This is a genomic window from Streptomyces sp. NPDC048192, assembly GCF_043202415.1.
Taxonomy (GTDB): domain Bacteria; phylum Actinomycetota; class Actinomycetes; order Streptomycetales; family Streptomycetaceae; genus Streptomyces.
The window spans coordinates 59,138-71,504 of the sequence record NZ_JBIDAL010000015.1 but is presented as its reverse complement, the minus strand read 5'-3'; the positions used below and the strand labels follow the sequence as shown (position 1 = coordinate 71,504).

General features: G+C 71.9%; 8 protein-coding genes. 2 read left to right on the top strand and 6 right to left on the bottom strand.

The genetic code is table 11. The features are described from left to right. Window positions 1-101: 101 nt before the first annotated feature. Window positions 102-1,316, bottom strand: coding sequence for a signal recognition particle-docking protein FtsY (gene ftsY / locus ACGFZN_RS29505; protein WP_393861502.1), 1,215 nt, complete (start codon window positions 1,314-1,316; stop codon window positions 102-104). A gap of 170 nt (window positions 1,317-1,486) precedes the next feature. On the opposite strand from ftsY, the gene ACGFZN_RS29500 reads away from it, so the two are divergent. Next, the gene (locus tag ACGFZN_RS29500; protein ID WP_393861501.1) at window positions 1,487-2,947 is read left to right on the top strand and encodes a cytosine permease; all 1,461 of its coding nucleotides are present in this window, start codon (window positions 1,487-1,489) and stop codon (window positions 2,945-2,947) included. Window positions 2,948-3,676: 729 nt separating this feature from the next. On the opposite strand, the gene ACGFZN_RS29495 is transcribed toward ACGFZN_RS29500, so the two are convergent. The 4 genes from ACGFZN_RS29495 to ACGFZN_RS29480 form a co-directional block, all read right to left on the bottom strand. Then, a complete protein-coding gene (locus ACGFZN_RS29495) occupies window positions 3,677-5,095 on the bottom strand; it encodes a sugar porter family MFS transporter (protein ID WP_393861500.1) in 1,419 nt (472 codons plus the stop codon). 228 nt (window positions 5,096-5,323) lie between these two features. Then, a complete protein-coding gene (locus ACGFZN_RS29490) occupies window positions 5,324-8,998 on the bottom strand; it encodes an AAA family ATPase (protein WP_393861499.1) in 3,675 nt (1,224 codons plus the stop codon). Between the two features lie 243 nt (window positions 8,999-9,241). Next, complete coding sequence (locus tag ACGFZN_RS29485) at window positions 9,242-9,445, bottom strand: hypothetical protein (protein ID WP_031167290.1); 204 nt, start codon at window positions 9,443-9,445, stop codon at window positions 9,242-9,244. 383 nt (window positions 9,446-9,828) lie between these two features. Then, entirely contained in the window at window positions 9,829-10,110 is a 282-nt protein-coding gene (locus ACGFZN_RS29480; protein WP_393861498.1) for an acylphosphatase, read from the bottom strand. A 499-nt stretch (window positions 10,111-10,609) separates the two neighbouring features. Between ACGFZN_RS29480 and ACGFZN_RS29475 the strand changes: the two genes are divergently transcribed. Then, the gene (locus ACGFZN_RS29475; RefSeq protein ID WP_393861613.1) at window positions 10,610-11,683 is read left to right on the top strand and encodes a CAP domain-containing protein; all 1,074 of its coding nucleotides are present in this window, start codon (window positions 10,610-10,612) and stop codon (window positions 11,681-11,683) included. Window positions 11,684-11,728: 45 nt separating this feature from the next. Here ACGFZN_RS29475 and ACGFZN_RS29470 read toward each other — a convergent pair whose 3' ends face one another. Then, on the bottom strand, window positions 11,729-12,313 hold the full coding sequence (locus ACGFZN_RS29470; RefSeq protein ID WP_393861497.1) for a flavodoxin family protein: 585 nt from the start codon (window positions 12,311-12,313) through the stop codon (window positions 11,729-11,731). Window positions 12,314-12,367: the final 54 nt, after the last annotated feature.

Here is a 12,367-nt window from a genome sequence, read left to right as displayed (position 1 = left end):
GAGCGGCGCCGGCTCAGGCGCAAGAAAGGGACAGCGCCCGCACCCAACTGCACCTTGGGGCGGGCGCTTCCTGACGCGGCGGTCGTCACCGCACCGGCGGCTCAGTCGCCGATGAGGGCGTCCACGAAGGCCTCCGGCTCGAAGGGCGCCAGGTCGTCCGCGCCCTCGCCGAGCCCGACCAGCTTGACCGGCACGCCCAGCTCGCGCTGGACCGCGATGACGATGCCGCCCTTGGCGGTGCCGTCCAGCTTGGTCAGCACGATGCCGGTGATGTCCACGACCTCCGCGAAGACGCGGGCCTGCACCAGGCCGTTCTGGCCGGTGGTGGCGTCCAGGACGAGCAGCACCTCGTCGAGCGGCGCGTGCTTCTCCACGACGCGCTTGACCTTGCCCAGCTCGTCCATGAGGCCGGTCTTGGTGTGCAGCCGCCCCGCGGTGTCGATGAGGACGACGTCGACCCCCATCTCCTTGCCTTCCTTCACCGCGTCGAAGGCGACGGAGGCGGGGTCGCCGCCCTCGGGGCCGCGCACGGTGTAGGCGCCGACCCGCTCGCCCCAGGTCTGCAGCTGGTCGGCGGCGGCGGCGCGGAAGGTGTCGGCGGCGCCGAGCACGACCGTACGGCCGTCGGCGACGAGCACGCGCGCGAGCTTGCCGGTGGTGGTGGTCTTGCCGGTGCCGTTGACGCCGACGACCATCACGATGCCGGGCTTGCGGTCGGCGGGCTCGGTCTTCACCGTGCGGTCGACCTCGGTGCCGACCAGCTTGAGCAGCTCCTCGCGCAGCAGGCCGCGCAGCTCCGCGGGGGTACGGGTGCCGAGCACCTTCACGCGCTCGCGCAGGCCCTCGACCAGCTCCTGGGTGGGCTGCACGCCGACGTCGGCGGTGAGCAGCGTGTCCTCGATCTCCTCCCAGGTCTCGTCGTCCAGGTGCTCGCGCGAGAGCAGCGTGAGCAGGCCCTTGCCGAGGGCGGTCTGGGAGCGGGACAGGCGGGCGCGCAGCCGGACCAGCCGGCCGGCGGTGGGCTCCGGGATCTCGAGCTCGGGCGCCTTTTCCAGAGGAGGGACGGCGGGAGGCTCCTCCACGACGACCGGTGCGGGGCCGCCGGGAAGGTCCACCTCCTCGATGGTCCGGCGCGGTTCTTCGCGCGGTGTCTCGGCCTCGTCGCCGACGTGCGGCTCGGCCGGGGGCGCGGTGATGTCGGGCGCCTTCGGGGGCGGCGGAGGCAGCGGCTTCTTGCGCCGGGTGCCGATCACCAGCCCGCCGAGCGCCGCGATCACGACCACGGCGATGACTACAGCAAGGATGACGGTTTCCATAACGGCTCCAGTATCAGCCATGGGGTGCGGCGGGAGCCGGTTTGTGGCTTCCTCTGAGAGACAAACGCCACTTATTGCAAGGACTCGGAGCAAAGTACGATGGTGGCGGCTGCGTCCACGCGCGTAGAGTCCCGACCGTTCCCCGTCCCCCCACGTCTGGCCCCCTTTTGATGAGCAAAACCGTCGAGACCGAAGGTGCTCTCGAGACCCGAGGCATCGAGCAGGTTCCGGATCACGAACGCACCGCCAAGACCCGCGAGCTGTTCCCCACCTGGGTGGGCGCCAACATCAGCGTGCTGCTGCTGACGATGGGCGCGAGCCTGGTCGTGGCCTACCACCTGGACATCTGGCAGGCGCTCGTCGTCGCGGTGGCCGCGCCGGTCGTGTCGTACGGCCTGGTCGGTCTGATCGGCATCGCGGGCAAGCGCGGCGGCGCGCCCGGCATGGCGCTCTCGCGCGCGGTCTTCGGGCAGCGCGGGAATCTGCTGCCGGGTTCGCTGATCTGGGTCGCGCGCTGGGGCTGGGAGACGATCAACGCCGTCACCGGCGCCTACGCGATGCTCACCATCCTGGACATCCTGTTCGGGCTGAAGGCGAACAGCGTGCTGGACATGGTGATGCTGCTGGCCTTCGTGGTCGCGACGTTCGCGATCTCCGGGCTCGGCATCAACGCCGTGCAGAAGTGCAACAAGTACGCGACCTATCTCTTCGGCGTCTTCTCCGTGCTGGTCCTGGTCTACCTCGTGGCGAACACCGACTGGTCGAAGGTGGTGCACCAGGGCGGCGGCTCGACGGCGGCGGTGATCACCGGTGTCGGGATGATCGCGGCCGGCGGTGTCAGCTGGATCCCGTCCGCCCCCGACTTCACCCGCTACCTCCCGCGCACCGCGTCCTCGAAGGCGATCGTCGGCACGGCGGTGGGCGGCGCCGGTGTCGTCGTGCTCCCCATGGTGCTCATGGGCGCGGTGATGGCCGTGTCCACGCCGGACCTGGCCAAGGCCACCGACCCGGTGTCCTTCCTCGGCGAGATCCTCCCGACGTGGATCGCGGTGCCGTACCTGTTCATCGCGCTGATCGGCATGCTGCTGATCAACTCGATGTCGATGTACTCGGCGGGCTTCACCGCGCAGACCCTCGGCTTCAAGGTCCCGCGGCACTGGGCGGTCTCGGTCAACGCCGTGATCTCGCTGGCCTTCGGCGGTGTGCTGATGCTGGTGGCGACGAGCTTCATGGGCTCGTTCATCGCCTTCCTGTCGCTGCTGGCGGTCGCGTTCTCCGCGTGGGTCGGCGTGTTCGGCGCGGACATGCTGCGCCGCAGCGAGTACGACGGCGCGGCGATGGCCGACACCTCCCGCGCCAGCGCCTACTGGTACAAGGGCGGCTTCTCCCCCGCGGCCGTGGCCTCCTGGGCGATCGGCCTGGTCTCGGGCCTGATGTTCACCACCTCGGACTGGTTCACCGGCCCGCTCGCGAAGAACAACGTCGTCGGCGGGTACGGCCTCGGCTGGGTGGCCACGATCGTGATCTCCGGGGCGCTGTACCTGGCGCTGCCGAAGCCGGCGGTACGGCGACCCGAGCCCACGGAACCGACCCCGGCACCGGCCGGGGAGCGCGCCCGCGTCAACGCCTGACGCATCCCGCCGTCCGCCCCGCGGGCAGGGTCTCTCTCCCGCCCGCGTACGTCCCCCTCCACCGCCAAGGCACCGGAGGGGGACTTTCTCATGCCCGTGCCTTGTGGAAGGCCTGCGCGTCGGCGGGTGTGTACCAAGGGCTTCGCGTCGGCGGGGCGTGCAAACGGACCATGCCCATGCCTGCCAAAGGGCTCCGCATCCCCGGGGCGTGCAACGGCACGTGCCTCTCCCCTGCCCTGTGGAAGCCTCCGCGTCGGCGGGGCGCGCACGGAGCGCACGGGACTTTCTCACACCCGTGACCTGCCAAGGGGCTCCGCATCCCCCGGGGCGTGCGACGGACCCCACGGGACCCTCCCTTGCCCATGAGCTGCCGCAAGCCTCCACATCACCGGAGCGTGCACGGACCCCATGGGCCCTTCTCACGCCCATGACCGACCCGAGACCCCAGCCTCACCGGGGCGTGCACTGAGCTCCCCGGGGGTTGACCGGCGCCGGGCGTCTCAGTGGGCTCGTGCGGCAGGCGCCGGTGGAGGGGACGCCAGGGAGGACGGGGCCGCGCAGCTCGGCGGCTTCCATGGAGAGCAGGGCCGGGCCGGCGACGAGGTGGGCCGGTGGGGCGTACGACACCGCCGCCCCCGGTCCGGGCAGTGGCCGGAGCGGGGGCGGCGGAGGGTGCGAGGAGAGGGGCAGCGGGGACTTGGCCCTTCTCCTCGGGTTCGCGGGGGCCGGTCAGCCCATCTCCTCCAGGGACTTGCCCTTCGTCTCCTTGACGAACTTAAGGACGAAGGGGATGGAGAGCGCGGCGAAGACCGTGTAGATCACGTAGGTGCCGGAGAGGTTCCAGTCGGCCAGGGACGGGAAGCTCGCGGTGATGGCCCAGTTGGCGATCCACTGCGCGGCGGCGGCCACGCCCAGCGCGGCGGCGCGGATCTTGTTCGGGAACATCTCGCCGAGCATGACCCAGACCACCACGCCCCAGGAGAGGGCGAAGAAGAGGACGAACACGTGGGCGGCGATCAGCGCGACCCAGCCCTGGGTGGCGGGGAGCTTGCCGTCGACCAGGTGGGACGAGAACGCCCAGGCCTCCAGTGCCAGGCCGACGGCCATGCCGATGGAGCCGATGAGCGCGAGCGGCTTGCGGCCGACGCGGTCCACGAAGATCATCGCGATCACGGTGCCGACGATGTTGATGATCGACGTCGTGAACGAGTAGAAGAACGAGTCCGTCGGGTCGACGCCCACCGACTGCCACAGCGTGGAGGAGTAGTAGAACGCGACGTTGATGCCGACGAACTGCTGGAAGACCGAGAGGCCGATGCCGATCCAGACGATCGGCTTGAAGAAGAAGCCGCCGCCGAGCAGGTCCTTGAACGTGGACTTGTGCTCGCTCTTCATCGCCAGTTCGATCTCGGCGACGCGGGCCTTCAGGTCGGTGCTCTCGCCCTCGACCTCGGCGAGGATCTCACGGGCGCGCTCGTGCTTGCCGACCGAGATCAGGAAGCGCGGGGACTCGGGGATCGCGAAGGACAGCAGGCCGTAGAGGACGGCGGGGATCACCATGACGCCGAGCATGACCTGCCAGGCCTCCAGGCCCATCAGGTGGCCGCGCTGGTCGCCGCCGGCGGCGTTCAGCAGGCCCCAGTTGACCAGCTGGGAGATGGCGATGCCGACCACGATCGCGGCCTGCTGGAAGGAGCCGAGCCGGCCGCGGTAGGCGGGCGGGGCGACCTCGGCGATGTAGGCGGGGCCGATGACGGAGGCCATGCCGATGGCGAAGCCGCCGACGATGCGCCAGAGGGCGAGGTCCCACAGCGCGAAGGGCAGCGCGGAGCCGACGGCGCTGATCGTGAAGAGGACGGCGGCGATCTGCATGCAGCGGATGCGGCCGATCCGGTCGGCTATGCGGCCGGCGGTCGCGGCGCCGACGGCACAGCCGATCAGGGCGATGGCGATGACCTGGGCGAGGGCCGCGGAACCGATGTCGTACTTGGTGCGGATGGCCTCGACCGCGCCGTTGATGACGGAGCTGTCGTAACCGAAGAGGAAACCGCCCATGGCGGCGGCGGCCGCGATGAAGATGACGTGCCCGAGATGCTCGGGTTGAGCCGTCCTGGCTCCTGACTGCGGTGCCTGCGTAGTGCTGGTCACGTGAATCTCCTCGGGCGCGGCAACGCTGCCGCGTGGGGGGCGAGCCCTTACAGGCGCACCCTGTTACAGGTGAGACCTGAAGGTAAAAGCAACGTTGCAGAGACTATGCCTTCAAGTTTCGAAGTCAATAGGGCAACCGCTGTGAGTTTTTAGATAAGAGTGAGCAACGGCCGAGGGGGCGCATGTTCACTTCTTGAACGTAGAGTGAAGTTGATCTTGTGCTGGGCGCTAACGAAGGCGCTGGGAAATGACCTTTGACACCCCGTCACCCTGCATGGAGACGCCGTAGAGCGCGTCGGCGACCTCCATGGTCCGCTTCTGGTGCGTGATCACGATCAGCTGGGAGGTCTCCTGCAACTCCTGCATGATCCGGATCAGCCGCTGGAGGTTGGTGTCGTCCAGGGCCGCCTCGACCTCGTCCATGACGTAGAAGGGGCTCGGCCGGGCCTTGAAGATCGACACCAGCAGCGCGACGGCGGTCAGCGAGCGCTCGCCGCCGGAGAGGAGGCTGAGCCGCTTGACCTTCTTGCCCGGCGGACGCGCCTCGACGTCCACACCGGTGGTGAGCATGTTGTCGGGGTCGGTGAGCACGAGCCGGCCCTCGCCGCCCGGGAAGAGGCGGCTGAAGACGCCCTCGAACTCGCGGGCGGTGTCCCGGTAGGCCTCGGTGAAGACCTGCTCGACCCGCTCGTCGACCTCCTTCACCACCTGGAGGAGGTCGGCGCGGGTCTTCTTCAGGTCCTCCAGCTGCTCGCTGAGGAACTTGTGCCGCTCCTCCAGCGCCGCGAACTCCTCCAACGCCAGCGGGTTGACCTTGCCGAGCTGCTGGTAGGCCCGCTCGGCGGCCTTGAGCCGCCGCTCCTGTTCGGCCCGGTGGAAGGGCTTCGGCTGGTTGCGGGGATGCTCGGGGTCGTCCGGCAGGACCTCGCCCTCGGCGGGGGGCGAGGGCGGTACGAGCTGCTGCGGGCCGTACTCGGCCACCAGCCCCTCCGGCTCGACGCCCAGCTCCTCCAGCGCCTTGGTCTCCAGCTGCTCTATACGCAGCCGCTTCTCGGCACCGAGCACCTCGCCGCGGTGCACGGAGTCGGTGAGCTTGTCCAGCTCGGCCTTGAGGTCGCGGCCCTGGGCGCGGGCGGCGGCCAGCTCCTGTTCCCGGCGGGCCTTCGCGGCCTCGGCGGCGGTGCGCTCCCGCCCGGCGCGGGCGAGGGAGACCTCGATGTGCGCGAGCAGCTGCCGGGCGCCCGAGGCGACGGCCTGAGCGACGGCCGCCTCGTGCCGCAGCCGGGCGCGGCGCTGCTCGGCACGCACGCGTGCCTCGCGTTCGGCACGGGCGGCCCGGTCCAGCGCGTCGGCGCGCCCGGCGAGCCCCTTCACCCGCTCCTCGTGCGTACGGACCTGGAGCCGGGCCTCCATCTCGGTCTGCCGGGCGTTGGCGCCGTCGGCGGCGAGCCGGTCGCGCACGGAGGTGTCCGGCTCCTCCTCCACCGGCATCTCCTCGGCGACCGCCAGCCGTTCGGCCAGCTCCTCGGCCTCCTGTACGGCCTTCTCCAGCGCCTCCTGGGCACGCGCAGCCGCGGCGGCCGACCGCTCGGCCTCCCCGGCGGCGCCGCGCGCCTGGCCGGCGAGCCGGCCGAGCTGCTGGGCCACGGCGGACTTCTCCCGGTCGGCGGCCCTGCGCCGCTCCGCGAGCTCTTCGACCAGGGCGGCGGCCTCGGCACGCCGCGCGGCCGCCGCGCGCTGCTCGTCGGCCAGTGCGTCGCAGCGCACCGCCAGCTCGGCCAGCTCGGCCGCGGCCTCGTCCACGGAGGCCTGCACCTCCAGCAGGCTGGGGGCGCCGGCCGAGCCGCCGTGGGCGAAGTGGGCGCCGAGGAGGTCGCCTTCGGCGGTGACGGCGGTGAGGTGCGGGTGGGTGGCGACGAGGTCCTCGGCGTCCTCGAGGGTGCCGACCACCACGGTTCCTCGCAGGAGGCGGCGGGCGGCGGGGAGGAGGTGGGCGGGGCCGTCGACGAGGTCGGCGGCGAGGCGCAGTCCGGGGGTCGGTCCGGGGAGGGGGGTGGCGGTCGGTTCGGCGGCTGCGGGTGCGTTGTCGCTGAGCGCGCCGTGCCCCGCGCCCCCTTCGGGCGCCCGGTCGCCGTCGTTCCCCGCGCCGCTTTGGGGTGCGGCCCCTGGCGTCGGCTCGTCAGGGGACCCGGCCAGGATGAGGGCCGCTCGGCCCGCGTCCTGTTTGCGCAGGAGGCGGATGGCCTCCGCTGCCGCTGCCGGGCCGGAGACGGCGATGGCGTCCGCGGCCGCGCCGAAAGCGGCGGCCAGGGGGACCTCGTAGCCCGGGGTGACCGTGAGGAGTTCCGCCGCCGGGCCCAGGATTCCGGTGAGGCGGTCGCGGGCGTCGAGGAGTATGCCGGTGCCGTCCTTGCGGCGCAGGCCGAGGGCCAGGGCCTCGTGGCGGGCCTGGGTGGCGGCACGGGTGCGTTCGGCGGTGGTGAGGGCCTCGCGGGCGGCGCTCAGGGCGGCGTCCGCCTCGGCGAGCCGGCGCTTGGCCGCCTCGTGGCGTTCGCCCAGGTCCGCGTCGTCGGCGTCGAGGCCGTCGACCTCGGCCTTCAGGGTCTCGTACTCCTCCTGGGCCCGCGCGGCGCGCTCCTGGGCCTCGTCGCGGGCCGTGGCCAGGCGGTCGATCTCGGCCTGGGCCGAAGCCGCGCGCGAGCGGGCCGCGTTGACCTGCCCGGACAGGCGGGCCAGGCCCTCGCGGCGGTCGGCGATGGCGCGGGCGACGTCCTTCAGGCGGCGCTCCTCGGCCGCCAGCTCACGCTCCAGTTCGGCCCGGTGGGCGACGGTGTCGTCGAGGGCGCGCTGTGCCGCCTCCAGGGCCGCCTCCAGCTCGGCCTCCTGCTCGCGGATGCGGGCGGCCTCGCGCTCCAGGTCCTCGGGGTCGCGGCCACGGCGTTCGTCCACCGGCGCGGAGGTGGCGCTCTTCACGCGCGCGTCGGCGAGCGAGACGGTGCCGCGGACGCGCTCGGCCAGCTGGGACAGCTCGTACCAGGTCTGCTGGGCGCGCTGGAGGCGGGGCGTGAGCTGCCGGACCTCGTCCTCCAGGAGGGCCTCGCGCTGCAGGGCCTTCTTCAGCTCCTGCTCGGCGGCCTCCTTGCGTTCCTTCAGGGCGGCCTCGTCGGCGATCTCGGACTTGAGCGCCTCCCGCAGGCGCACGAGGTCGTCGGCGAGCAGGCGCAGCCGGGCGTCCCGCAGGTCCGCCTGGATGACGGCGGCCCGGCGGGCCACCGCGGCCTGGCGGCCGAGCGGCTTGAGCTGGCGGCGCAGTTCGTCGGTGATGTCCTGCACGCGCGCGAGGTTGGCCTGCATCGCGTCCAGCTTGCGCAGCGCCTTCTCCTTGCGCTTGCGGTGCTTGAGGACGCCGGCGGCCTCCTCGATGAAGGCGCGGCGGCCCATGGGGTCGGCGTGCAGGACGGAGTCGAGCTGGCCCTGGCCGACGATGACGTGCATCTCCCGGCCGATGCCGGAGTCGGAGAGGAGTTCCTGGATGTCGAGGAGGCGGCAGGTGTCGCCGTTGATCTGGTACTCGCTGCCGCCGTTGCGGAACATGATCCGCGTGATGGTGACCTCGGCGTACTCGATGGGCAGCGCGCCGTCGGAGTTGTCGATGGTCAGGGACACCTCGGCGCGGCCCAGCGGGGGGCGGCCGGTGGTGCCGGCGAAGATGACGTCCTCCATCTTGCCGCCGCGCAGCGACTTGGCGCCCTGCTCGCCCATGACCCAGCTGAGCGCGTCCACGACGTTGGACTTGCCCGAGCCGTTCGGGCCGACGACACACGTGATCCCCGGTTCGAACCGGAGCGTGGTCGCCGAGGCGAACGACTTGAACCCGCGGAGGGTCAGGGCCTTGAGGTGCACGCCGCTGGACTCTACCGGGCGCCGCTATCTCACTCCATGAACCCTCGCAACCGCGCGGTTTCGCCGTTGAACAGGAAGGGCACACCGTACGTTAAAGACAGTGAAAGGATGCGTGGCAAAGAAAGAAGGGACGCCGAAGCGTCCCTTGCAACTCTGACGACCGGGTTGCGGCCGTCGGATCAACTGAGCGGTTGATACGGCAGCCCGATCACTGCGACTGCTGTTGTGGAGCTGATGCAGCGATCAGGTGAGCGCAGGCTCCGCCTGGTGTGCGTCGATGCTCTCCATGATCCTGTCCTGAGAGGCGGCAGCCGACAGCGCTTCGTTCTCCGCCTGGATCCGTACGAGCTCGGACTCCAGGTCCTGCACGCGCTGCTGCAGCCGTCGCATCTCGGCGAGGAGTCGAGGGTCGGAGCCGCCGACGTAACCGAGAAGCGCCTTTGCCATGATGGATGGTCCTCCACAATGAGTGACCGACCGATGCGGTGTGGGTCGTGAGGGATTTGCACCCGCGGTGCTTGGCACATCCAGGTGTGGATCTGGTGTTGCTCCATGCCAAACAGCTAAGGTGCGCGGGGCTTTCAGCGTCTCACCAAAAAGTTTGACGGTCAACACGATCACGCCCTGTATTGGTGGGCAACCCGGGCGCGCGGCCGGGAGAATCGGCGGCGCCGCATGTCATCCGGTGCCCTCGGGGCGTGGCGATCAGCAGATACCTGCGGAGCCTGCCACGCCGGGCCGTTCTTGGCAACCACCAGGCCGTTTCTGCTTCCCGCATGTGCCCCCGGCACGTCCCCGTGCGCCGGCCTGTGCGCCTTTACACAACCGGCTCAGCGGATGGCGAAGCCGTCGTAGCCGCCGCGGGGTGTGTCCCAGATCTCGGTGACTCCGTCCACGCGCCCGGGCGTGTCGTCGCCCTGGAGCCAGTCCAGGAGCCCCTCGCAGTTCTCGCGCGAGCCCTCCGCGACCACCTGGACCCGGCCGTCGGCCAGATTGAGAGCAAAACCACTCAGGCCGCCGATCTCCAGCGCCTTGGCGCGCGTGAACCAGCGGAAACCCACACCTTGCACGCGTCCCCGCACCCAGACGATCAGCCGCACGTCTTCGCTCATGGAGGCAACCTAACCGGCCGATGTTGCTCGGCACACATCGCTCCCGGGCGGCATGCGGTACCGTCCCGACCCGATGAATCTCATATGAAACTCACTCGATCGAGTGAGCCGGGTCGGCCAAGCGGTGCCACTCGCCGCGCTGGCGCCGGTCGCCCGCGAGGACGCGAAAGAGGGCAAGGACATGGGACGCCACCGACGCACCGACGCCGGCCGCGCCACCACGGGCCGCGCCACGGGGGTTCCCCTGGCGGAGCACTCCCCCAGCGGAAACGCGGGCCCGTGGGACGGGTACCCGGGTGAGACCGTCCGCCGCGCACCGGAGCCCTGGGACGACCCCGCGCCGTACGCGGCCGCGCGGGCACGCGGCGACCACTTCGCGGACCCCCACACGGCCCCCTACGCAAGCCGGCCGGAGCAGCCCTGGGGCCCGTTCCCGAGCGCACCGACGCCCCGGAGCCCGTACCCGAGCGAGCCGGAGCCCTGGGACCTCGCGGCCTACGTGGGTGACCGCGCGCCCCGTACCCCCGCGCCCTACGCCGGCCGCCAGGCCCCCCGGGGCATCGCGCCGTATCTGAACCCGGAGGCCTACGCCCCGGCGGGCGGCGTGCGGCCGCCGGCCGACGCCGACGCGGCCACGCGGGCGCACGCCTATCTGTTCGCGGGCGAGGACGGCGGTCCGGGCGGACCCGGAGGCGATGACGTCACGGCGGCGAGCGGCCACTCCCCCGGCCACCGGCGCCGCAAGAAGAGCGCGCGGCCGGTGCGCACCGGCCTGCTCGGGGTGTCCGCGGCCGTCGCCCTCGGTACGGCGGCGGTGGCCACGGGCGTGGTGCCGGGCCTGCACAACTACCGGCTGGGCGGCGGCTCGCAGACCACCGGTGGGGACCGGGTGCAGGCGGCGGACGCGCCCGGCAACACGGCCGCCGAGCAGGGCGGCAGTTCGGGCAGCGCCGCCGGTCCCGGGAGTGCCACCGGCGCCCCGGCCACCACGGCCCCCGGGTCGCCGAGCCGGTCGGCCTCCTCGTCGGCGCCGGCCTCGCCGTCGGCGTCCGCGTCGGCCTCCGCCACGCCCGCCCCCTCGAAGACGGCGAGCAGGAAACCGGCCACGGCGACGCCGGCCGGCAAGCCCCGGACCACCCCGTCGCACACGGCGAGCAAGGCGCCCACGGCCGGCGCGCCGGGGACGGCCTCGGCGGCGAGCGCCGCCGAGGCGCAGGTGCTGAAGCTCGTCAACGAGGAGCGGGCGAAGGTCGGGTGCAGCCCGCTGACGGCAAGCTCCCCGCTGAGCCGGCTGGCCGAGTCGTTCAGCGACGACATGGCGGCGCGGGGCTTCTTCGACCACACGGACCCCGACGGCAAGTCGCCGTGGGACCGGGCGGCCGCGGCGGGCATAGCCAACCTCGGCGGCGAGAACATAGCCCGCGGCCAGTCCGACGCGGCGGCCGTGATGCAGGCCTGGATGAACAGCCCCGGCCACCGCGCCAACATACTGAACTGCGACTTCAAGACCCTGGGCGTCGGCGTCCACTTCGGCCCCGGCGGCCCTTGGTGGACGCAGGACTTCGGCTACTGAACCCCGCCCCGGCCCGAAGGCCGCTCGGCCGGGCCCGGCAGGCCGTTACGCGGCGACCCGGCCCCGCGTGAAGACCCCGGCCGCCTGTGCCACCCGGCGGCCCAGGTGCTCGGCGGTGGCGATGTCGGACTTGTGCACGGCGTCCGGACCCTCGTCCACGTTGGTCTGGGCGGCCGCGCCGGCGAAGACGCCGAGGCGGTTGAGGTCGTTCTCGGAGCCCGCGCTGCTGTTCCAGCCGGGGTGCAGGCCGAGGTTGATCCAGTTCATCCCGTGCTGCGCGGCGAGGATCTGGAAGAACTGCAGGGTGTGCAGCTTGTCGCCGCTCTTGGAGCCGGAGTTGGTGAAGCCGGCGGCCAGCTTGTCCTTCCAGTCCTGGCCGAACCAGCGCTTGGAGGTGGCCTCGGCGAACACGTGGAAGGCGCCGGAGGCCGTGCCCATGTAGGTGGGCGAGCCGAAGACGATCGCGTCGGAGCGGTCCAGCGTCTCCCACTGGGCGTCGGTGATCTCGTCGACCTTGATCAGGTGCACCTCGGCGCCCGCCTCGGAGGCGCCGGCGCGAACGGCCTCGGCGAGGACGGCGGTGTGGCCGTGGCCGGAGTGGTAGGCGATGGAAACGACAGGGGTGGTCACGGGGACTCCTCGAAAGGGCAGCAGGACTGAGCCGGTCCGGCAGGAAGGGCCCAG

Coding starts and splice junctions, on each gene's coding strand:
- ftsY (WP_393861502.1), bottom strand. CDS start 1,316: ATGGAAACCGTCATCCTTGCTGTAGTCATCGCCGTGGTCGTGATCGCG.
- ACGFZN_RS29500 (WP_393861501.1), top strand. CDS start 1,487: ATGAGCAAAACCGTCGAGACCGAAGGTGCTCTCGAGACCCGAGGCATC.
- ACGFZN_RS29485 (WP_031167290.1), bottom strand. CDS start 9,445: ATGGCAAAGGCGCTTCTCGGTTACGTCGGCGGCTCCGACCCTCGACTC.
- ACGFZN_RS29480 (WP_393861498.1), bottom strand. CDS start 10,110: ATGAGCGAAGACGTGCGGCTGATCGTCTGGGTGCGGGGACGCGTGCAA.